This is a genomic window from Pedobacter sp. PF22-3 (assembly GCF_026239555.1).
Taxonomy (GTDB): domain Bacteria; phylum Bacteroidota; class Bacteroidia; order Sphingobacteriales; family Sphingobacteriaceae; genus Pedobacter.
The window spans coordinates 298,735-322,825 of sequence record NZ_JAPIVP010000005.1; the positions used below are offsets into that span (position 1 = coordinate 298,735).

The window sequence follows — 24,091 nt, forward strand, 5'->3', positions numbered from 1 at the left end:
TTTCAACTGCTTTTATTTGTCGAATCTCTTTCTACGACCCCCGGATCAAGTACAATGTGTTCCATGTTGGCGTATGGGCTTTCCTGATTAATCATTTTCAAGAACATTTTAGCGCACTCTTGTCCCATTTGTGAGGCATGCTGATCAATAGTGGAAAGGTTGGGCGTAATGTATGCAGAGAAGGCTTCGTTCGCAAAACCAATTACACCTATTTTAGGTGGTGTTTCGTTTATTTCTTTTAACTTTTTAATTACGCCTAATGCTGTAAAATCATCGCCGGCAATAATTGCATCAGGTTTATTACTGCTGCGCATTAATTTGCCTGCACCAAATCGGCCATCTTTAATGGATAAACCGCCAAAAATTAGATGGTCTTCTATTATCGGAAGGCCATGATCTGCTAAAGCTGCTTTGTATCCTTCTAGCCGATCGTTAAATATTTTAATCTGGTGAACCGTGGTTACAAATGCAATTTTTTGGTAACCCTGATCGATCAAGTGTTTTGTTGCAATATAACCGGCCTTAAAATCATCGAGTGTAATGGTCGGGACTTTTAAATCTGTATTTACACGGTCAAATAATATCAGGGGCTTATTTTGCTTAATAATTTCTGAAAAATGCGAAATGTCTTTTGTTTCTAAAGACATTGAAGCCATGATGCCATCTACCTGTGCTTCCAATAAGGTTCTTACACCATTAATTTCATTCTCAACTGATTCATTGGATTGATAAATAATCACTCGGTAACCGCTATCTTTCAGGCCATCTTCTATACAATGGATAATAGATGCAAAAAAATGTGCCTGTACGCTGGGCACAATTACGCCAATGATATGGGTTTTTCCAGATTTTAATGCTGACGCAAGTTTATTTGGGCTATAATTTAATTTTTTAGCCATTTCAACAACAGCCTTTCTAGTCGTATCGCTTATTGCCGGAAAGCCACTGAGTGCCCTGGAAACAGTTGATACTGTAATGTCGAGCGCCTTGGCAATGTCGTATATGGTAGTTTTCTTTTTCAATTGAATTGGAGAGTGACAATCAATTATAGCGTTTTTTTACTAAACCTTAATGATAATGTTTTTTTTGTACATAAAATATAATAATACATAAAAACCAAGTACATAGGTGATGGCCCAAACCAGTGATGCATTTATTGGACTAAAAAAGGGCGTATAACAGGTTTCATAGAAGAGAACCAGGAGTCCTGTTTTGGTGCCGTCTGCTTTGGTAACCTGAATGAGGTTTAACACTCTTGGCATTAACCCTGCCAGAAAGAAAACTGTAATGGCATTTACACCATATACAACAAAAGGAGTGGTAAATTTTTTGTAGCCCTGCACATCAATGATCCAGTAGCAGAGTGCTAATCCGATAGCCGCCAGGCCACCTGCATATAACACATAGGAGCTGGTCCATAAGGATTTGTTAATCGGGAACTGCAGGTCCCAGAGTAAGCCTAAAATAACTGCTGAAATGCCTGTGGTAAATAACCACGCTACCTTGGTCGGGTTGTCTACATCTTTTCTGCGCATCCAAACGCCAACCAGGATGCCAAATAAACAGGTCCCAATTGCTGGTAATGTGCTTAAAACGCCTTCAGGGTCCCAGGTTTTTGATGAAGCCCAGGTATGTGCTTCTGTTAAAATGCCGCGATCTATCCAGGCCGCTAAATTGGTTTCCTTTTCCATATTGGGATATCCAACTCCGGGAACCGGGACAAAGCTCATTAGTGCCCAGTAAACGGCGAGTATTACAATTAATGTTTTAAATATGGTTTTGTTAGAAAACTTAACGAAAATGATGCTGCTAATGATGAAAACGATACCTATTCTTTGTAAAACGCCTAATAACCTTACAGTTTGAAAAGCTTCTATAATGGTGCTATCAGTTGTTAATGCACTGATTATTTTCCCAAAAATAGCCAGAAAGAAGCCCAGTAAATAAAGTATAATGCCACGTTTAATGGCTTTAATGATTGTTTTTTGATGTGTAGAGGGATCTGCTTTACTGCTACTCATCGCAAAAGCTATAGAAACGCCAACAATCCATAAAAAGAATGGAAAAATCAAGTCGGTAGGCGTGCAGCCGTTCCATTCTGCATGCTCCAAAGGTGCATAAATATGCCCCCAATCGCCGGGATTATTTACTAAGATCATCGCTGCTACGGTTAATCCTCTAAAAAAATCCAGAGATAGCAAGCGTTGTTTAGGTTCGGTCATGATGAGCTGGTTTGGGTTGAGCAAACTAATTTAGACTATTGTTTTTAGAATGAGAAATTACTTACGAAGTTTGGAGAAAATGATTTGTCATCCTGAACAACGTGAAGGATCTTTTACCAGGTTGGTTTTATATGGTAGTGGTTCTTCGTTAATAGATGCTTCGCTGCGCTCAGCATGACAGTTTTGGGGGAGATATTTATTTTTTGCCACGGAAGCTCAGAAACACGGAACTACGGAAGTCTATGGAAACTGGCCTTTAAGACTGCGGAGGATACTTCGGGAAGGCAAAAAAATCCTGCTTTGCGCTAACAAAGCAGGATTCGAGTATATTTTAAGCTAGTCTTCAAATTTCCAGCGAACAAAAGCTTCCATCGCTTCGTATTCAGCAAGTCCAAGCTCGTCATAAGCTTTCGCTGTATCACGGTTACGGTCTTCAGCCCGTTGCCAAAACTCTCTAGAGTCATCACCGGGGAAAACAGCTCTGTCTTTCTGACTTTGGTGTTTAAAGATCGCATTTCTCTTGCGTTCCAGTTCTTGCGGAGAAATTGGCACCGCCATTTCGATTTCATAAGTTTCAAATTCGTGCCATGCGCCGCGGTACATCCATAACCAGCAATCTTGTGCCCAGGCTTCAGTTTTACGTAAGCGTTTTAATGCTTCCAAGATGATCTTGAAACAAACAATATGTGTGCCGTGTGGATCTTCAAAATCGCCGGCAGCATAAACCTGTTGAGGTTTTACTTGCTGCAATAGGGCAATTGTAAGCTCTATATCGGCATCTGTAACCGGGTTTTTCTGAACTTTACCACTTTCATAGAAAGGAAGTGCCTGGAAATGGATATGGTCATCCGCTAAACCGCAATATCTTGCGCCGGCAATCGCTTCGCCTTTTCTGATCAGTCCTTTAACCGTTTGGATCTCAGGTGTATCAATCTGGTTTGGTTTTTTCTGCTCAATAAAGGCTCTCATTTTATCATAAAGATCTTTTAAGTGCGTATTATCCATGCCCATTTTCTCTGTAAAATCTACGTTAAATTCCACAAAACGAAGGGCATCGTCATCCCATACTGCAGTATTGCCCGAGGTTTGGTAAGCTACATGTACATTATGTCCCTGATCAACCAAACGTAAAAAAGTACCGCCCATGGAAATCACATCATCATCTGGGTGAGGGGAGAAGATAATAATATTTTTCTGTGCTGGTTCTGCCCTTTCCGGACGTTGAGAATCATCTGCATTTGGTTTGCCACCCGGCCAGCCTGTTATGGTATGTTGTAACTTATTAAAGATATGGATGTTGATGTTGTAAACCGGTCCTTTTTCAGTGGCCAGTTGCGCCATACCGTTGTTGTTGTAATCGTCTTCCGTTAATTTTAAGATTGGTTTTTTTAATGTATTGGCCAACCAGATCACTGCCTTGCGGATCAGGGCATCTGTCCAAATACAATCTTTAACCAGCCATGGCGTATCAAAACGGGTAAGTTCTGAAGCCGCAGGCGCATCAAGGATAAATTCTACATGATCAGAAAGCTGAAGGTATGTTGCCGGAACCTCGCCTGAAATTTCACCTTCAACAGCTTTTTTAATAATTGAAGCTTTTTTACGGCTCCAGGCCATTAATATTATTTCTCTTGCTTTGAAAATTGTACCGATACCCATGGTAATGGCCTTTGTTGGTACAAAAGTTTTTCCACCGAAATCGCGTGCCGCATCACGGCGTGTCAAATCATCTAAAGTAACTAAACGGGTACCCGAATTTGGTGCAGAGCCCGGTTCGTTAAACCCGATGTGACCGGTACGGCCAATTCCTAAAATCTGGATGTCAAGACCACCGAGGTCGCCAATTTTCTTTTCATACTCCACGCAGAAAGCTGGAATATCCTCTAGTGCAAGCGTACCATCAGGGATGTGGACATTTTTTTTGTCAATATCGATATGATTGAAAAGGTTTTCGTTCATAAACGTAACATAACTCTGCGCCGCAGTTGGCGCCATTGGATAATACTCATCCAGGTTAAAAGTAATTACGTTTTTAAAACTTAAGCCCTCTTCTTTGTGCAGCCTAACCAGTTCGGCGTAAACTGCAATTGGGGTAACACCTGTTGCTAAGCCCAGTACTGCAGGTGCGTTGTTTGCTTGTTTTGATTTAATGAGCTCGGCAATGCGATGTGCCACATTAATTGAAGCAATTTTTGGATTTTCGAACACGCTTACGGGTAATTTCTCGAAACGTGTCTCCTCCAGTAGATTTAATCTAGCCATTTTTTTTATATGGATTTTAATGTACGGAGCAGTAAATATAGAGAGTTATGCCCAATTTCTAACAAAGGTTATTTACATTTATTGCAAGTATTTACATAAAATTCACTAAAAGGGGCAAACAAACGCTTAATTTTTTAAGATAAATTAATATGAACAGGCAAATCCAAAACTTATATTCCAAAGCAGGCAAGTCAGAACGGTTGATTATTGGATTGATGAGTGGAACTTCTATGGATGGACTGGATATTGCCCTCTGTGCGGTTAAGAAAAGTGGCATAGAAACTGATATCAGGGTTTTAAAATTTAAAACCGGCGATTATACAATCGATTTCAGGGCTAAAATAAAAGCCATATTTTCTAAAAAGGAAGTTGATTTACAATTGGTTTGCCTGATGAACGAGCATATTGCAGACATCCATGCTCAATTGATTAATGAAGCTTTAGAAGAATGGGGTTATAAAAACGAGGATATCGATTTTATTGCCAGCCACGGACAAACCATTTTTCATGCGCCAAAATCTTTGCACCAATTGGCCGATTATCCAAATGGCACACTCCAGATTGGCGATGGAGACCACATAGCCATTAAGACCGGGATTATTACCCTTTCTGATTTTAGGCAGAAACATCTGGCTGCGGGAGGTGAGGGTGCGCCTCTTGCCGTATATGGAGATTATTTGATGTTTTCTAAAGCGGGAGAAGACCGGGTAATGTTGAATATTGGGGGAATAGCAAATTTCACTTACTTGCCAGGGAGTACAGATGCCAGCGAAATTTTTTCAACAGATGTTGGACCGGGTAATACCTTAATGGACCAGTACATGCAACAACATTTTAATCAATTCTATGATAAAAATGCAACTGTTGGGCTAAGTGGTCATTTAAATTCCAAACTATTGGCGGCATTACTTGACTGTGATTTCCTCACACTGGATTTTCCTAAAACCACAGGCCCTGAATTATTTAACCTGGGATATTTATTAAGGGCACAAGAACGATCTTCAACAACTAATCTAAGCAAAGAGGACGTCATGGCCACCCTGTGCCATTTTTCTGCAGAGACCATTGCCAACGCGATAAAACGTTGTTTTGGGCAGGATGCCAAAGTGCAGGTATTTATGAGTGGTGGCGGGATGCATAACCCTTTACTTGTTCAGCTTCTTCAAACACAATTGCATTTTTGCAAATTCCTGACTACTGAAGATTTAAATATTAATCCCGATGCAAAAGAAGCTGTTTTATTTGCTGTTTTGGCCAATGAAACGTTGTGTGGTGAGCCGATTAATTTTGGTAACCGGCAAGGCGTTCCATCGGTTTGCATGGGTAAAATCAGTTTGCCAGCTTAGGCAAGTACCATTTTGTAAATCTGCTTACAGCGGCTAAAAAATTTGCTTTGTGTGGTATTTTGTTAAATTTGCTTTTAACACTAATCTTCTAACAAAACCAAATTTTATGGAAAAAAGTTACCTAAAATGGTCACCGGGATTCTTCGCAATTTTGTTGATCCCATTTCTGCTGCTGTTTAAAGAGGCGGCCCAGGCGCAAAACAAGCGATATACCATAAGTGGTAAGATTACCGATGCCGGAAATAATGGAGCCATCCCAGGCGTTGTAGTTAAGATCCTTAGTACAAATTTAGTAACCAGTACCAATGCTAACGGCGGTTATACTTTTGCAGTAGATTTAGCCCCCGGCAAATACCAGATCCAGTTTTCTTACGTAGGTTACAAGAGTAAAATCCAGGCGGTTGATCTTGGTGGCAACGATCAGGTTCAGTTGAGTACATCCTTAAGTGCCGATGCTGTAGGCCTTGATGAAGTAATTGTTACGGGTACATCGCAGGGAACCACCAGAAAAGAACTGGGAAGTTATGTAAGCACCGTTAAAGGTGATGACCTTAACAAAGCACCCAGCGGAAACGTACTTTCATCACTGCAGGGCAAAACTGCAGGTGCACAGATCAGTCAGAACTCAGGCGATCCTGCTGGTGGATTATCTGTCCGTTTAAGAGGAATCAGCTCTGTTAACTCTTCATCAGAACCGCTTTACATTATTGATGGTGTAATTGTAAATAATTCTACCACACGGGTTACCAATACGTCATCTAATTACGATGGTGGAAACTTTGTGGGGAGTATTGGTCAGAATAGAATGGTTGATATTAACCCCGCCGATATTGAGCGTATTGAAGTGCTGAATGGAGCAGCTGCAGCGGCCATTTATGGTTCGAGGGCAAACTCAGGTGTTATCCAGATTTTTACCAAAAAAGGAGTAAGTGGTGCAGCTCAGGTGAATTTTAGCACCAGTTTAACGTTAAGCCATTTACGTAAACAGATTGAGGTAAACCAATCGCCGGTTAAGTTTGGTGGTTCAGTTAACACTTTTACCCAGGATGTGATACAAACAGCAGGTGATCCGGCAGTGCTGCTCACCAATACCACGCCTGTTACCCGGTATAATTATCAAGACTATATTTTCCAGTCGGCCACGGGTACTGATAATACCATATCTGTATCAGGAGGTAATGATAATACAAAGTATTATACTTCTGCAGCTTATTTCAGCAACCAGGGGATTATTAAAAATACCGATTTTACCCGTTATAATTTCAGGGCAAACGTCGATCAGAAAATTACGGAGTGGGCAAAATTGAGCGCAGGTTTAAACTATATCCGCAGTGCTGCGAATGAAAAACCTGATGGGAATTCGTTCTTTTCTCCAATGAATTCGGTTACCATTATCGGTAATTTCCATGATATTTTTGCAAGAGATGTAAATGGTAATTTATTGGCAGTTGGCGAACGTGGCCGGGTTAATCCGGTTTCAGTAATTGAAGACATCAAACAGCGACAGGAAACCAACCGCATTATTGCCAATGCCAATTTAAAATTGTACCCGGTTAAAAATCTGACTTTAGATTTTACATTAGGTGTTGATAATTCGGGCCAGAGCGGCTCAACTTATATTCCTCCTTTTGCATATAATGTAAATCCTGATTTTTTTGGCGGAGGTGCGGCGCTGGATGGTACTTTGAATGGCTATGCCAGTGCAGCTACCAATAATGCTTTTCAGTTTAACAATGAATTTAATGCAACCTATCAGGCTAAATTGTCTGATCTGATTTCATCAACAACACAGGTAGGTTATTCATTCCAGTATGAAAAAACCAGGTATCAGTTGGTAAACGGAAGAGGTTTGGCACCTCTAATTGAAACGGTAAATGCAGCTGCAACCCAATTGCCTAGTATTGACGGCCGTACCGAGCTTTCAGTAAGTGGAGGTTATGTTCAGCAAAACTTTAAATACAAAGATCATTTCTTTGTTACTGGTGCGCTAAGGGTAGATCAGTCATCGGTTTTCGGATCGGCTAACCGCACACAGGAATATTTAAAAGGGAGTTTAAGTTATGTGCTTTCTTCGGCCGATTACTGGAAAAACTTGGGTGTTTCTGGCTGGTGGGATGCTTTCAAAATCAGGGCTGCTTATGGTGAATCGGGTAATTTAACCGGTATTGGCGCTTACGATAGGATTAATGCTTATGCTACACAATCTTTTTTAGGCAGGGCATCTTTATTCTCTAGTGCAACCCTTGCTAACGAAAATGTGAAACCAGAGCGCCAGCGCGAACTGGAATTGGGAACCGATCTGTCTTTCTTTAAAAACCGCTTGGGCTTACAGTTTAACTGGTACAATAAAAAAGTGAGTGACTTGTTAATTGCCAGTGTACAGGCACCTTCAACCGGGTTTTCAAGCTTATTGGATAATATAGGTTCATTAAGGAATAAGGGGATAGAACTGGTGCTGAACGGAACGCCTGTTTCGGCCAAAGACTTTAAATGGAATACCTCGGTTATATTTAACAGAAACAGGAATACGGCGCTTGATGTAGGTGGTTTAAGATTGTTTAGTACCAATCCGGGTGCTCCTGTGGCGATTATAAATGGTGAAGCCATAGGTGTTTTTTATGGGACTTTTTTTGCACGTAATCCAGATGGTAGTCTGTTGACAAATGCTAATGGCATTCCCCAGATAGAAAAAGGAATTCAAAACTCTGCTACCACATTTACCCCTCAACGTGATGCTAACGGCATGCCAACCGGAACTACTTTGCGTAAAGTAATCGGTAATCCTAATCCAGATTATAATATGTCGTTTGTAAACGATTTTACTTATAAAAGGTTGAATTTACATGTGCAGTTGGATGCTGTACAGGGAGGAGATGTATGGAATGCAGACTGGAGAACCCGCCAGGGCGTTGGAAGTGGCAAAATAGCCGAGCAAGAACAAATGGGATTATTGCCGAGGGGTTATGTTGCCGGTGTTTATGCCATTGAAGAGTGGAGGATTGATGATGGCTCTTTTGTTAAGTTAAGGGAAATTTCTTTGAGCTATAATGTGGGTAAACTGAAATTTTTAAGAGACCTTACCGTAACCCTGAGCGGAAGAAATCTGATTTCGTGGGACAATTACAAAGGTTATGATCCAGAGTTAAATTCTGGCGGACAATCGACCATTTTAAGAAATATCGATTTCGGTTCGGTGCCTATTCCGCGTACTTTTAGTTTAGGTGTGTCAGTTAAATTATAATCGTTAAAGAAATTTTTATGAAAATTTTAAAAAATAATATTTCGACAAAAATAACCTGTTTAACCCTTTCGTTAGTGTTGTGCTTAGCTTCTTGCACGAAAGAATATCAGGACCCATCCAGAGCAAAAACCGACGTGGCTTTAGGTTCGCAACAAGGCTTAACCGCTGTGGCTATCGGTTTGCAACGGGTTTATACTTTAAGTAGAACTGGCGTAATGTTCAGTTCTATAGCTGCGAATGGCTTTGTAACCAACGAATTCAGGCTGCTTAATTCAGGGAATATTCCCGAATTGCAGTTAAGTACGGGGGGCAGTGCTGTTGATGGAACAAATACCATTTTGTTTAATCTTTGGGCAAGTGCCAATAAAATTGTTTATGATGCAGATCTGGTAATCAGCAATGCTAATAATTTGGGCGATAAAAGCTACGCTGCCGGATTAATCGCTTATTCGAGCATATTTAAAGCGCTGGCCATTGGCAATATGGCGCAATTTTGGGAGAAAATACCAGATGGTACAGGGAAAAATGTAGCTTATATTACACGTGCAGCAGGCTTTAATAAAGCTATTGCGGTGTTGGATAATGCTTTAACTGTTATTGCTGCAAATCCGATTTCTGCCAGTTTTTTAAACAATGTACCTGCAGATGTAAATATTATAAATACCATACATGCTTTAAAAGCAAGGTATGCACTGTTTTCGGGCAACTATACACTTGCTTTAACAGAAGCCAATGCAGTGGATTTAACAAAAGCTTCTTTTTTTAAATTTGATGCTACTTCGCCGAATATTCTGTTCAGTATTATTTCTTCCAATAATGTTTTTCAGCCTTTAAATGAGAACTTAGGCCTTACCGGAGCAAATGTTCCTGATGGGGCAGATAAAAGGATTCCATTTTATACCCTCACGGCAGGATCGCCGGCAACCTTACGGATGAATGGTTTTGCTGCGGCAACTGCAAGCCCTTTTCCGATTTACTTACCAGGTGAGATCATTTTAATCAAAGCTGAAGCACTTGCGCGACAGCCAGACCTGACCAGTTCATTAATTGAGTTGAACAAGGTGGTAACCAAAACGTCAGACCTTTTCGGGGTGGCCGCAGCATTGCCGCCATTAGTTGGCCCTTATACGCAACAACAATTACTGGATCTGATTTATAAACACCGTTCAATTGAACTGTATGCCTCAGGCTTAAAAATTGAAGATATGAGAAGGTTTAACCAGCCGCTAACCGATCGTAAACGGAATTTTTTTCCTTATCCATTTCAGGAACGCGATAATAATACCAATACCCCTGCTGATCCAACTTTTTAGCAGACATAGAGAGTCCTGTTTTATCGGGACTCTCTATAAAATATTCAGTTCCTTGGCGCGGTAACTGGTTAAAGACTCATGTCCGATTTCCAACTCTGTTATCAAATAACTAATACTTTCTATTGGGCAAACCCTTAGTCTTAAAGCAATATCCAATTTCTCTGAGATGCAAAGCACAGCTGTTTTTTTTGCACAGGCTAACATGGCCTTTTTAAGTTGATTGATTTCCCAGTAAGTATCCGTTAAACCTTCATCAGGGTGGATGGCGCTGGTTCCCATCAGGCATAAATCGGCTTTAATTTCCGATAGCTGAGTAATTACTTGTCCACCGTAAGTGACCTGCGAGTTTTTAGAAAATAAGCCGCCGATCAAAATCACTTCAATATTATTGTATTTTGCCAATTCTACTGCCACCAGCGGACTAATGGTAAAAAAAGTTGCTGATAAACCCTGAGGTAGCAGCTTTACAAACTCCAAAATCGTAGTTCCGCCACCTGTTAAAATCACCATGCCATCCTTTATTAGCCGAACAGCTTTTTTGCCGATGGCAATTTTACTGTCGCGCGCATATACCGTGCTGTCATCAAAAGAACTGTGGTATGATTTGGATAAAGCACCTCCGTGCACCTTATAGAGTAGGTTTTCGTCAACAAGTTCCTGTAAATCTCTTCTAATGGTATCTTCCGAGACATTGAGCAACTGCACCAGATCCGACGTTAATACACGGTTGTGCAAATTAATCTGTCGCATGATGAAGTCGTGGCGTTCTTTTTTCAGCATAGTGATGTTTGGTTTAAGCGAAAGTATAAAAGATTTTTAGATTTTCTATGTGTTGCGCGTTTTTGCGTGTTGATGCGGTTTAATGTTGTTAGTTGCTGGAAAATAGTTTGTTAAATTGTTTTTTTATTCCAAAACATTTATGATATTAGCATTAAAATGCGTTATTATGCGTGTTTTGGCAAACAACTACAACTAACTAAAACTAACAAATCAATCATTTCCTTAACAGGCAGTTTATGAAAAAAAAATTACTACTAATTTTTATTGGTACGTTTTTGTTGCTGGCCCATGCCTTTGCGCAACAAATAACCGTTACCGGTAAGGTGACGTCGGCCGACGGGCCTATTCCCGGTGTTTCTATCCGTGTGAAAGGGAGTACTGTGGTAGCACAAACCAGTGCAGATGGAAATTATTCCATCAAAGCCTTAAAAACAGATGTACTTGTTTTTACTTACATTGGTTATGCTACAGTTGAAAGAACAGTAGGAAATAGTACTTCTTTAAATGTAGTACTTCAGGGTAACGTCAATTCCCTTAATGAAGTCGTGGTGACGGCTTTAGGACAACAAGTTTCCAGAAAAGCGTTGGGAACTGCTCAACAACAAGTGAAAGGTCAGGATTTGGCCGATACCCAACGTGAGAATTTTGTTAATGCCCTGCAAGGACGTATTGCAGGTGTTGAAGTCACAAGTTCATCTGGTGTTCCGGGTGCATCTTCATCTATTACCATTAGGGGGGTAAGTTCTATCAGTGGAAGTAACCAGCCATTATTTGTGGTAGATGGTTTGCCTATTGATAATAAGACGCTAAATACAAGTGCATTTTATTCTGATAACAGTTCAACTACAGCATTTTCTAACAGAGGAGTCGATTTTACCAACCGGGCAGCTGATATCAATCCTGAAGATATTGAGAGCCTTGTGGTGTTAAAAGGGCCTGAGGCTGCGGCATTATACGGAATTGACGCAGCAAATGGCGCCATTGTAATTACTACCAAGCGCGGCAAATCGGGTAAAGGATCAATTAACTATAGCAATAGCTTTCGCTTAGAAAAAACCCGTGCTAAACCTGAAATACAAGGTGTTTATGGCTTAGGCACAAATGGTGTTTCTGGACCGGGAACGCTACAATATTTTGGACCTGCTTATGCGCCTGGCACTGTTTTGTACGATAATATTGACGGCTTCTTTCAGACTGCACTTACTCAAAAGCATAATCTATCTTTTGATGGTGGGGGCCAGGACATGAGCTATAGGATTTCTACATCTTATACAGCACAAAATGGTGTTGTACCCAACTCTAATTATGATCGGTTTACCTTAAATGGGTCTACAAATGGCAAGTTAAATGATTGGATGAAAGTTGATTTATCCATGACCTATACTTATGCCTTAAATAATCAGCCTTTTAAAGGATCTGGTGGTCCGCTAATTGGATTGCTTTTATGGCCACAGGAAGATGATGCGAGAAATTATCTTACTGCTGCCGGTACAAGAAGAAGATTTACAACCGCTACGGATTTAACATCTGAAATTGAAAATCCTTATTTTAACGTAAATAAGAACAAAATTAATTCTATCCAAAATAGGATAACTTCTAACTTTGGCTTTACCATTACACCGGTTAAATGGCTTAATTTAAAATCCAATATCGGTTTCGACGTATATTCAAACAAAAACTTACTGTTGAGTCATCCTGAAAGCTCAAGGGGATTTAATAAACAGGGTATTCTGGATGTTGCCAATGACAATACCAGAAATGTTAACATTCAGAACTTACTGAATTTAACCAAACAGAAAATAACCTCTGATTTATCTATTGATGCGACATTAGGTAATGCCATACAAGATTTAAGATCTAATATTGATGCGCAATACGGTGAAGGCTTTTTAGATCCAAACTTTATTTCTATCAATAATACCACTACAACGCTGAGGAATGCAAAATCGTCCATTTCGCAAAGAAGATTATTCAGTTTGTTTGGCCGTGCGACTTTAAATTACAAAGATTATCTCTACATCACCGCTACAGGCAGGAATGACTGGACATCAACTATTCCTATCGGAGCAAATTCGTTCTTTTATCCTTCTGTGTCTGGTAGTTTTGTATTTACAGAAGTTCCGGCTTTTAAAGAAGCCTTAAGTACAGTATTTACCTCAGGTAAGTTGAGGGCTGCATTTGCCAATGTGGGTAAAGATGCCAGACCTTATAGCTATGTTCCCTCATTGGAAAGTAAAGCTACCGTTGGTGGTGGATTTGGTTATGGTTTTACAGGACCAAACTTAGCCCTAAGACCTGAATTTGCAAGTTCTTATGAAGTTGGAACAGAATTGGCTTTCTTTAAAGATAGATTGGGATTAGATTTTACGACCTACCGCAAAGAAACCTCCGATCAGATTGTTAACGATATTAGGGGTAGTTACGCTACCGGATATATATTATTCAATTTAAATGGCGCTAAAACCAGAAGTGAAGGTATTGAAGTAACGCTGCGTGGAACACCGATTAAAACGAAAGATTTTAGCTGGAATGCCCTGGTAAACTTCGAAAGTGCAAGGGCGAGGGTTTTAAGTTTGCCAAATGAACTTCCTGAATCTTATGTTTCTGATACCAATGTATATGGCACCATTAGAAATGGTACAACACCAGGTTATTCAACAAGATCGCTAACCGGAACCTTCTATTTGAGGAATGATAGGGGAGATATCTTGATTAACCCGGTATCTGGATTGCCGGTTAGGTCGTCAGTGGTTATTCAAGGACCAGGAAAGGGATATGACAGACAGCCAGATTTCTCAATCGGTATTACCAATACTTTTACCTATAAAAACTTTGCATTATCATTCTTATTGGATATTAGAAAAGGTGGCGATGTGCTTAACGCTACGCAGAGTTATCTTACACAAAGAGGTTTAAGCACTATGACATTGGATAGGTTAACGCCTAGAATTGTAACCGGGGTTATCCAGGATGGTAAAGAGAACAGTGCAAATCCTACAATCAATAATATTGCTGTTACTCCATTTTATCAGAATACTTACTATACAAGTTTGAGTGAAGAGCTTTTTATTGAAAAGGATATTAACTGGATCAGGTTGAAGGATGTAACCTTACAATACAGATTACCTCAAACTGTTTTTAGCAAACAAAATTTCTTTAGAAGTGCCAGTATTTTTGTAACCGGTACCGATTTATTTTTGATTACCAATTACTCTGGATTAGATCCGGTTGTTAACGGAAATACAGCAGCGGTTGGCGGTTCTGGTTCTGCAGGAATAGATTACGGTAATTTTCCGGTACCAATAGGATTAAACTTTGGTGTTAAAATTGGCTTATAATAAGGAGAAAGAAGAAATGAAAAAATTATATGTACTATTAATATTAGGGAGTCTTATTTCTACAAGTGGATGTAAGAAATTCTTAGATGTAAATACAAATCCAAATGCACCACAGTCGGTAGAGGCTAATTTGTATTTATCGCCAATGTTGCATTGGATGGCTTCGGCACCACAGTTTGATGGAATTTATATTGGCCGTTACACGCAGAACCTGGCTTCTACAGCCACTCAGGATCTGTGGGAAAGACATGGTAATAACCAGGCTGGTACCGCTCCCGATCAAGGTGGCCAAATATGGAGAACCACATATTTTGATTTTGGGCAAAATTTAATCGACATGACCAGTAAAGCCGAAAGCCAGCAACGCTGGGATTTATTGGGGTTGGCACAGATTCTGAAAGCGTGGGGTTGGCTTACTGCTACAGACTGCAATGGCGAAATTATTATTAAAGAAGCGTTTGACCCTAATAAGACCTCTTTCAGGTATGATTCGCAAGAATTCGCTTATCAAGAAACATTGAGGTTAATAGATGCTGCAATTGCCAATTTAAATAGAACAGACGGTGCGGTAAATGAAGCTTATTTAGGTAAGACCGATTTTATTTATAGGGGAAAACGTGCTTCATGGATAAAATTTGCTTATGGTTTTAAAGCAATTGTTTTAAATCATTACGCTAATAAAACATCACTTTATAAGCCAGACGATGTTATTGCTGCAGTTGACGCCTCTTTTGCAGGAAATGTTGATGATGCTTTAATTCCATACGCAGGAACAGCTAACGATGATGCTAACTTTTTATCTGCAACCAGAAATAACATAGGTACCCTCAGGCAGACCAAATTTATCTTATCATTAATGGATGGTACCGTTTTTACAAGTGTTGTTGATCCAAGGATGAGCAGAATGCTGGCGCCATCTCCAGATGGTTTGTATAGAGGTTTAGAACCAACTTTAGGCGTGGGTGCATTAACTACAACTCAACAACCGCTAAACCTTTGGGGTTATGCTTCTCAGGCAGCAGCCAATGCTTCGGCAACTACCCCGGCAAGGTATTTATTTGCACGTAAAAATAAATTTCCAATCATTACTTATGCTCAATTACAGTTTATCAAAGCTGAAGCAGCATATAAAAAAGGAGATAAAGCAACAGCTTTAACTGCATATAAAAATGCTATTTCTGCTCATTTCGACTTTGTAAATGCAAGAAATACCGATGATGGGCAGACGCCAACGCAAATAAGTGCAACAGAAAAGAGCACATACCTTGCTTCGCCGCTTATTATACCTGTAAATCCGAATGATTTAACGCTTTCACAGATTATGTGTCAGAAATACATCGCACAATGGGCATGGGCCCATTTAGAACAATGGACAGATTTAAGAAGGTACCATTATACAGATAAAGATCCTGTTACCGCAAATCAGGTTTTTATAGGGTTTACTATTCCTACAGTGCTTTTCCCGGATAACCAAACCAAAGTAGTGCAGCGAATGCGCCCACGGTTTAATTCGGAATATATTTGGAATAGGGAAGGGCTTAATGCCATTGGTGGCCTTGCAACCGATTATCAAACTAAAGAAATGTGGATAACAACACCTCAATAATTTAATGATGAAAAGAAAATATATCATATTGGCAATACTACTGCTATCAACTATAATTTATTCTTGTAAGAAAAATGCTGTCCAGGAAATCTCAATGCCCGTAAGTGGTGCTCAATTAAAGTATTTTAATTTTGCACTCAATTCGCCCGTAGTAAACTTTTATGCTGGAAATACAAAAGTTACTGCTGCGAGTTCTACAACTGGTGTAGAAAGTGGAACTACAGGTGTAGCATTTGCAAGTGTTTACCCATCAACAAATGCATACTCAATTCTTGCTCCGGGTACATACGATTTTATGGCACAACGCCCCAGCACTGCAACGGCAGATCCTAACCTGGTTATTGCAACCCTAAACAAACAAGTAGCAGAAGGTAAAAATTATTCGATTTATTTATCGGGCCTATATAACACCACCACTAAAAAAACAGATGTTTTTGTGGTTGATGATGTGCTGCCTGCTATCGATACATCAGGTGCTTATGTGCGTTTTGTTCATGCCTCTTACAATGCAAATCCCTTTGATCTGGTATTGAAAAATACAACAAGTCTGGTTGAAACAACTGTAGCAACGAATGTTGCTTATAAAAGTGCTTCAAATTTTGCTAAAGTTCCACAGGGTGTTTACGATTTAATATTAAGGTACACGGGTACAGCAACTAATATTGTAATTAGAACTGCCGTAAGTGTTACAAAATCCAATACATATAGCTTCAGTTTAAGAGGAGATATCACATTGCCCTATACCGGTACTGCGGTTAACCGGCCTTTTATTGACAATACACCAAATCGATAAAAAAAGCAGCCAAAAGGCTGCTTTTTTTGTTTTAAATCCATTTTAAAATTGGGAAAAGCTATTCTAAACGAACAGGTTTGGTTTTCTAATATACAATGTTCTTCTATTTTTTTACTTTTCTGTAAAAAGGCTGAGATGCTTTCTTTTACCAGAGAATTATTAGTGATATTTAGAGGGATGCAGCATTAACTGCGATTTTTCATAGTAATTCAACCGTTTATAATTCTTAATTAATCATTTTATGAAAAAAAAACTACTATTCTTGTTTCTGGGAGTGTGTTTTTTTGCCGGGCAGGTATTTGCCCAACAAATAACCGTTTCTGGTAAAGTAACATCAGCAGATGATGGTACGCCCTTGCCTGGTGTTTCAGTAAAAGTAAAAGGGTCAGCCGCAGGGATCAGCACCGACACCGAAGGTCGCTATACCATTAAAGCCACCAGCGATCAGATTTTGGTTTTTAGCTACATCGGTTCCATAACCGAAGAGCGGCCAATTGGAGATAACAAGGTTATTAATGTTCAATTGAAACAGGATGCAAAAACACTAAATGAGGTAGCCGTAACGGCATTTGGGGTTAAGCAGGAGGTAAGAAGCTTAGGTTTCTCTACACAAAATGTTAAAGCCAAAGAAATTGTGGATTCGCAACAACCCAATCTGGTAAATGCCATGCAGGGGAAGGTGGCAGGGGTGCAGATCACCAACTCGAGTGGCGCACCTGGTTCTTCTGCTAATATTATGATCAGGGGAGGAAGCTCGTTAAGTGGAAACAACCAGCCATTGTTTGTAGTGGATGGTATACCAGTTGATAATACCACACCGGTAAGTCAGGCCGGGCTTGGCGCCAGTGTTGCCCCGGCCTCTAACCGTGCTATAGATATTAATCCTGAAGATATTGAGTCGTTAACCGTACTAAAAGGTCCTGCTGCTGCTGCACTTTATGGAATCAGGGCCGCTTCGGGTGCCATTGTCATTACCACTAAAAAAGGTTCAGGCGGTGCCGCAAAGGTTACCTATCAGAATACTTTTTCTTTAGATAATGTAAATCGGTTGCCAGAGCTGCAGGATAAATATAAACAAGGAGAGGCTGGTAACTTTAGTGCAACTGCACCAAACTCCTGGGGGCCTGAATTTGCGGCCAATGAAACCGTTTATGATAACCTGAACAATTTCTTTAAAACTGCTTTTGCGCAAAGTCATGATCTTTCGGTAAGTGGAAGTTCCGAAAAAAGCACCTTTTATACTTCTGCTTCACTTTTGGATCAAGGCTCTATTGTAGATAATGCTGATTTCAGAAGAAAATCATTTAGGGTAAATGCTGATACTAAAATTGGCGAGAAGCTTACTGTGGGTGGTTCAGCAAATTATGTGCGCACCGATCGTACTTCGGTGCCACAAGGGAGTGCAAATGGTACCATGGGGGCATTGTATTGGCCACGTAATGATGATATGACCAATTATCTCAACCCAAATGGCTCACAAAGGGTTTTTCCTGGCGGGAACGATAATCCATATTGGACTATCCAGAACAAACCCATTACCAGTGGTATCAACCGTTTTATAGGTATAGCCAATATTAATTATAATCCCTTTAGTTTTTTAAATTTAACCTATCGATTGGGTACTGATTTATATACCGAAAATTTTAAGGCAATACGCATGCCTGGTACTTTAGAAGCCGATGCGCTTAAAGGCGCAATTGCTCAAAATACGAATACCAATCAGATTACCACATCCACTTTTATTGCCACCGCAAAAAAAACTTTCTGGGATGACTACAACTTCAGCCTGGCTATTGGTAACAATATCGAAAATACGAGGGTACAAACCTTAACTGCTAATGCCATTAATTTTATCGATCCCACTTTTCCAAGTATAAATAATACTGTCGCTACCGATCGGTCTGTTTCTGAAACGTTAAACCGCAGAAGAATTGTAGGTGTATTTGGCGATTTTAATTTCGATTGGAAAAATATGATCTATGTGAACCTGAGGGCGCGCAACGATTGGACCTCTACTATACCAGTGGGTGATAATGCTTTCTTTTATCCCGCCATCAGTACCGCTGTGGTATTAACAGACTTATTGAAGGAGCTTAAGCTGAAATCTGACGATCAGATCTTTTCTTATGGAAAAATAAGAGCTGCTTATTCCAATGTAGGTAAAGATGCACCACCGCATGTAACCACTACTTCGCTTGCAGCGGTTACCAATACCTTTACCATTAACCCCCGTGGTTTTATTACCAATGCCAATAATCCATTTGGTAACCCAACATTGGTACCCGAATTTACCCGGGCATTTGAAGTAGGTGCAGATTTGAGATTTATTAAAAACCGATTTGGAATTGATTTTACTTACTACAGAAGTAAATCAGATAATCAGATTTTGGCAACCAGGGTTCCGCCATCTGCAGGGGCTTTTCTTACCTATCTTAACGGTGGCGCTATTCAGAATAAAGGAATAGAAATTGTGCTGAATGCTCAGGCCATTGTTAAAAAAGATTTCCGATGGACAATAGACATCAACTTTGCTCATAACAAATCCATAGTAAAAGCACTTCCAGGTGCTTTAGACCGGGTAGAACTATCTGATGCATGGGTAGCGGCCAATGTTGCCCAGGGTGCCGCATTCTTAAACGGAAGCTTATTTGGTATTAATGGTAATGTTTGGAAACGTAATGCCCAAGGACAATTGTTGCTAAGCAATACCGGTTACCCACAGGTACAAACGGCCTTTGCAAATATCGGAGATCGTAATCCTGATTTTACGTCGGGCATCACCAATACCTTTAATTATAAAAACTTTGCGTTATCATTTATGGTTGATGTGCGCGTAGGTGGAGATGTATTTAATGCGACTGAAAATTCATTGGTACGTTCGGGTCTGAGCACAAAAACATTAGATCGTGGCTCGAAAGTTTTTGATGGCATTATAGAATCCACAGGATTGCCAAATACCTTGTCAGTACCATTAAATCAAAACTATTATCAAAGCATTTATGCCAATCAGGGATATGATTTTGTGGAAAATGGAAGCTGGTACAGACTGAGATATGCCACTTTAACTTACAATATGCCAAATAGTTTTTTAGCTAAAACGAAGTTAAAAGGCCTGGCATTTACGGTAACAGGCAGAAACCTGATCTTGATTACAAAATATTCAGGGGTAGATCCTGAAGTTTCGGGCAGTGGTGCTGGTGTAGGTGGGTCGGGCTCTTTTGGGTTCGATAACCTGGGTATTCCTGCTACACGTGGAGTAGATATGGGTTTAAGATTAACTTTTTAATTGCGTTGTCATGAAAAATAAAATAATAATAGCATCATTAATCAGTGGGATGTTTCTAAGTACATCGTGTAAGAAGTATCTCGATGTAAATAAAGATCCAAATAACCCAACCAAAATTTCAGCAGCAAGCCGTTTGGTTGGTGCCATTACCACATCAAATGGCGCAGCCTTATGGAGAGGCACAAGAGAGGTTTCGGGGCTTGTACAGTATGGAACCACTAAATTACTTACGGGCACTAACCGTAATGCAGAACAATGGCGTTTTACGGCCAGCTATTTTCTTTGGCAAAACGCCTATGTATACACCATGCCCAATTGTGTTGATGTGATTAATCTTGGTGAAGAAGAAGGAAGCCCTTATTTTGTAGGTGCCGGAAAAACATTGTTAGCCATGAATTTTGGCTTGCTTACCGATCAATACGGGTCAATTGTGGTTGATGACTATTACAATGGAAAAACCCAGCTTAACCTCTTGCCAAAAATGCAGACGCAGCAAGAAGTTTATCAACGTATTGATAAATTGCTGGATGAGGCCATAGTTGCTTTTAGCAGTACAACCAATGCTACGGGACTTAATGCTAATGGTGGCGATATTATGTTTCAGGGCGATGTATCTAAATGGAAAAGGTTTGCATGGGCATTAAAAGCCAGGTATCTGAATCACTTATCTAAAAAGGGTACATTGTATAATGCTGCAAAAATTATCGAAGCTTGCAACAATGCCTTTAATGCAGACGGAATGGATGCGCAGTTTCCTTATCTATCGGGTGGTATCCAGACAGATGAAAACCCCTGGTATAGCTGGGGCGGTTTCGTACTGACTACAACGGATCCGAATAATTCACTTTACGATCCACGTTATTTTGCCTGGAGCCAGTTCTTTGTGAATATGTTGTCATCGTTCCCGGTTACCAATACCACTTTTCAAGATCCTAGAATAAGCAGGATTATGCAGCCTGCAGCTTCAGACGGGCAGTACCGGGGCATAAGGGCTGGGGCTGGTTTGGCGGGTGGTCAAGGATTGTTGGCTAACGGGCAGCCAGGTGATGCTGCTAAAACGAATGGAAATGATTATGGCCGGTTTAGTAATAGCGGATTTTACACAAAACAAACTTCGCCTATCCCTTTTATCACTTATTCCGAGGTTAAGTTGATTGAAGCTGAAGCCAGGTTGCGTACTAATGATATTGCCGGTGCACTCGCTGCTTACGAAGAGGGGGTTAAAGCTAACATGCGTAAATTAGGCGTTACCACTGCCGAAATTAATACTTACTGGGCAGCTCAGTTGGCAGATGGACTTGCGGTACACTTTGCAAACCTTACTCAAGGTTTAAGCCACATTATGCGGCAGAAGTATATTACATTATGCTTGAACCCTGAAACCTGGGTTGATATGCGCAGATCTGATTTTAGTCAGGCAATTTATGGCCCGTCTTTGGTTCGTCCTGTAAACCTGAATACGGTTGTTTTCGATGCCAATAATGCAAGCCAATGGATAAGAGGAATGGTTTATGAAAGCAACGAGCAAACCCGAAATCCTCAGGCAGTTGGAGATAATTCTGAGAAATACCGTTTGTTAACCCCGCTTTGGTGGGATACCAACTAAATTTTGATGTGAGGTTATTAATCAATCCAATTTGTTATGCTGAGTTCTGCCTCATGGATCAGTAATAGATTAAAGGCCACGAATTAGAACAAGCGCCAGATTATTTTAATCTGGCGCTTGTTCTTCAGCTTACAAAATCTTAAACCCTAAACTCAATTGAAACAAGTTAGGTTTTTGGCTGTATTTTTCACTTTTGCTGATGTTTGATAAACCAGCTTCATAGCGTAAATCAACCGAAATGTTACCCACATCTACACCTGCACCAGCCTGTAGGCCTAGCGCCTGGTTTTTGTAGTTATCGAAATCGGTAGCTTGTTGATAAGCAGAGCTAAAAGAAGAATTTTCATCCAGAATAAATGAAATAACTGGACCGGCCATTAAGCGGAAGTTTAAATTTTTAGCACCAAATTTTGTTCCCACTAAAACAGGAACATCCAAAGTGGTGAACCTTACTTTTCCTTCAGCAGATACTTCATTGCCATTATCCTGTTGAATGCTGATAAATTTATTTCCTTTGCTGCCAATGTAAGCCTCGGGCTGAACATATAAACTAGCGCCGCCAATACGTGCCCATGCACCAATCTGATAGCCTAAACGGTTTTCCTCACTTGCAAAATCTGCGTTTAACTTAGACAAGTTTACACCTGCTTTAACCCCCAGGTTAAAAGTTTGTGCCTTTGATGTTGCCCAACCCAAGGTTAGGAAAACAATGGAGAAGATGATTTTTTTCATGTTGTTTAATTCATTTTTTAAGTTAGTGATTCCATTTTTTGCTAAAATCTCGTTTTGTGTCATTTTTGCAGTTTCTGGTTTCATTAAAATTTACACCATATGGGTTTTGAACTGATTAAGTTTTATAACGCAGTTTTAACACAATTATCGTGCACTTCATAATCGCGAATCTCCACTTTTTTTATCACATCACATAAAAAGGCATCAACCTCAACAAATATTTTTTACTTTTGCATCAAATAAAATATGCCATGGCTAATTTTCAACTTACTTCTGAAACCGCATTTAAAGTTAAAACCAAGTTTTTAAGGAAATACCGCGATCTGGCGAACGAGCCTTTAGAATTTACGCCCGGCAAAGAAGATCAATTGGTTGAAGATTTAATGCGTTTGGTAAAACGCGACCGTACCTACATCGAATTTACGATCCAAAAAGCACTTGCCGATACTAAAGGAAACAGGCTTTAAGATTTTCATTTTTTTAAGCACAAAATTTTTGTTTAAGCTTTCTTTAGGCATTTAAATACATAAAATCTCTTCATGTATTTTGCCCCTGCTATGCAACGTAACTTTTTTATATTAGCATTCCTGTTTTGGTTAGTTGCGTTTACAGCAACGGCACAAAAACAGGTATTTAATGATATTTTCACAGATAGTTTAACTTCTGCGCAGACAAGAAAAGAGTTAAATGAGTTATCTGCCAGTGAATATCTGAAGCAAACTTTCAGTAAAGGAGACCAATCGATTAATTATAGATTGCTATTGCCAGCTGCGAACGGCAATCAGAAGAAATATCCCCTAGTTATTACATTTCATAACTCAACACGGATAGGCACAGACAATGAAAGGCAATTAGAACCATTAGCCAGGATCTGGCTACGACCAGATATACGCCAGAAATACCAGGCATTCGTTATTGCACCACAGTTTCAAACACGTTCATCAAATTATTATCCCGATTCAGTAAGAAATTGTTTAATCTCGAAACCGTCTGAAGATGTTCATTTATTATTGGATTTGATCCGTGAGGTAAAAAGTAAGTATCTGCAGATAGATACCAATCGCATTTATTTGGTCGGTTATTCTATGGGTGCATCTACGGCACAAAACCTAATGAATATTGCTCCGGAAACCTTTGCCGCCATGGTTTCTATTGCCGCGGTTCCCGATTTTGTTAATATAAAAGCAATCAGTCAAAAACCTATTTGGTTAATTCATGGCAGGCAGGATCATGAGAATCCTTACGAGGGGAGCGAGCATTTGTATCATGCCTTAAAAGGCAATCGTAATCTATTGTTTACCACTTATAATAAGTTAGATCATAACCAGATTCCAATCCCATTATTGCTTGCACCTCAAATACCAGCCTGGTTGTTTTCCCAGCATAAATAATAATATACTGCCTGGCCTTAAAGCTGGCATTTAAATAGCCTGTTGCGTAACACTCAATTTACGCATCACCCCCGATCGTTCATTTTTTATATTTACCGCTTTTTGTACATTTACATTGTATACAATTACTAAATAATCTTTCAAAAAGGCGATAATCTATTTATCTACAACATTG

General features: G+C 39.8%; 15 protein-coding genes. 10 read left to right on the forward strand and 5 right to left on the reverse strand.

Annotated elements, in window-relative coordinates:
* Nucleotides 1-2: 2 nt before the first annotated feature.
* From OQX63_RS09555 to nagB, 3 genes are all read right to left on the reverse strand, one after another.
* Nucleotides 3-1,022, reverse strand: coding sequence for a LacI family DNA-binding transcriptional regulator (locus tag OQX63_RS09555; protein ID WP_265850643.1), 1,020 nt, complete (start codon nucleotides 1,020-1,022; stop codon nucleotides 3-5).
* A 39-nt stretch (nucleotides 1,023-1,061) separates the two neighbouring features.
* A complete protein-coding gene (locus OQX63_RS09560; RefSeq protein ID WP_265850644.1) occupies nucleotides 1,062-2,222 on the reverse strand; it encodes an acyltransferase family protein in 1,161 nt (386 codons plus the stop codon).
* 336 nt (nucleotides 2,223-2,558) lie between these two features.
* Entirely contained in the window at nucleotides 2,559-4,484 is a 1,926-nt protein-coding gene (gene nagB / locus OQX63_RS09565; RefSeq protein ID WP_265850645.1) for a glucosamine-6-phosphate deaminase, read from the reverse strand.
* A 149-nt stretch (nucleotides 4,485-4,633) separates the two neighbouring features.
* On the opposite strand from nagB, the gene OQX63_RS09570 reads away from it, so the two are divergent.
* The 3 genes from OQX63_RS09570 (at nucleotide 4,634) to OQX63_RS09580 (ending at nucleotide 10,384) form a co-directional block, all read left to right on the forward strand.
* A complete protein-coding gene (locus tag OQX63_RS09570; RefSeq protein WP_265850646.1) occupies nucleotides 4,634-5,830 on the forward strand; it encodes an anhydro-N-acetylmuramic acid kinase in 1,197 nt (398 codons plus the stop codon).
* A gap of 106 nt (nucleotides 5,831-5,936) precedes the next feature.
* Nucleotides 5,937-9,071, forward strand: coding sequence for a SusC/RagA family TonB-linked outer membrane protein (locus OQX63_RS09575; RefSeq protein ID WP_265850647.1), 3,135 nt, complete (start codon nucleotides 5,937-5,939; stop codon nucleotides 9,069-9,071).
* Between the two features lie 17 nt (nucleotides 9,072-9,088).
* The gene (locus tag OQX63_RS09580) at nucleotides 9,089-10,384 is read left to right on the forward strand and encodes a RagB/SusD family nutrient uptake outer membrane protein (RefSeq protein ID WP_265850648.1); all 1,296 of its coding nucleotides are present in this window, start codon (nucleotides 9,089-9,091) and stop codon (nucleotides 10,382-10,384) included.
* Between the two features lie 33 nt (nucleotides 10,385-10,417).
* Here OQX63_RS09580 and OQX63_RS09585 read toward each other — a convergent pair whose 3' ends face one another.
* Nucleotides 10,418-11,164 (reverse strand): DeoR/GlpR family DNA-binding transcription regulator, encoded by a 747-nt coding sequence (locus tag OQX63_RS09585; protein WP_090501596.1) that lies wholly within the window; start codon nucleotides 11,162-11,164, stop codon nucleotides 10,418-10,420.
* Nucleotides 11,165-11,400: 236 nt separating this feature from the next.
* Here OQX63_RS09585 and OQX63_RS09590 point away from each other — a divergent pair, with 236 nt between their 5' ends.
* The 5 genes from OQX63_RS09590 (at nucleotide 11,401) to OQX63_RS09610 (ending at nucleotide 21,793) form a co-directional block, all read left to right on the forward strand.
* Nucleotides 11,401-14,502, forward strand: a complete 3,102-nt coding sequence (locus tag OQX63_RS09590) for a SusC/RagA family TonB-linked outer membrane protein (RefSeq protein ID WP_265850649.1) — start codon at nucleotides 11,401-11,403, stop codon at nucleotides 14,500-14,502.
* 16 nt (nucleotides 14,503-14,518) lie between these two features.
* Nucleotides 14,519-16,108: a RagB/SusD family nutrient uptake outer membrane protein gene (locus tag OQX63_RS09595; RefSeq protein WP_265850650.1), complete on the forward strand. Its 1,590-nt coding sequence runs from the start codon at nucleotides 14,519-14,521 to the stop codon at nucleotides 16,106-16,108.
* 4 nt (nucleotides 16,109-16,112) lie between these two features.
* Nucleotides 16,113-16,901: a DUF4397 domain-containing protein gene (locus OQX63_RS09600; protein ID WP_265850651.1), complete on the forward strand. Its 789-nt coding sequence runs from the start codon at nucleotides 16,113-16,115 to the stop codon at nucleotides 16,899-16,901.
* 241 nt (nucleotides 16,902-17,142) lie between these two features.
* Complete coding sequence (locus OQX63_RS09605) at nucleotides 17,143-20,187, forward strand: SusC/RagA family TonB-linked outer membrane protein (protein ID WP_265850652.1); 3,045 nt, start codon at nucleotides 17,143-17,145, stop codon at nucleotides 20,185-20,187.
* A gap of 10 nt (nucleotides 20,188-20,197) precedes the next feature.
* Entirely contained in the window at nucleotides 20,198-21,793 is a 1,596-nt protein-coding gene (locus OQX63_RS09610; protein WP_265850654.1) for a SusD/RagB family nutrient-binding outer membrane lipoprotein, read from the forward strand.
* A 129-nt stretch (nucleotides 21,794-21,922) separates the two neighbouring features.
* Here the strand turns inward: OQX63_RS09610 and OQX63_RS09615 are convergent, their stop codons facing one another.
* A complete protein-coding gene (locus OQX63_RS09615) occupies nucleotides 21,923-22,525 on the reverse strand; it encodes a porin family protein (protein WP_090501608.1) in 603 nt (200 codons plus the stop codon).
* A gap of 251 nt (nucleotides 22,526-22,776) precedes the next feature.
* Here OQX63_RS09615 and OQX63_RS09620 point away from each other — a divergent pair, with 251 nt between their 5' ends.
* Nucleotides 22,777-22,992, forward strand: coding sequence for a hypothetical protein (locus OQX63_RS09620; protein ID WP_010599278.1), 216 nt, complete (start codon nucleotides 22,777-22,779; stop codon nucleotides 22,990-22,992).
* Between the two features lie 72 nt (nucleotides 22,993-23,064).
* The gene (locus tag OQX63_RS09625; protein ID WP_265850655.1) at nucleotides 23,065-23,916 is read left to right on the forward strand and encodes a dienelactone hydrolase family protein; all 852 of its coding nucleotides are present in this window, start codon (nucleotides 23,065-23,067) and stop codon (nucleotides 23,914-23,916) included.
* The last annotated feature ends 175 nt before the right edge of the window (nucleotides 23,917-24,091 follow it).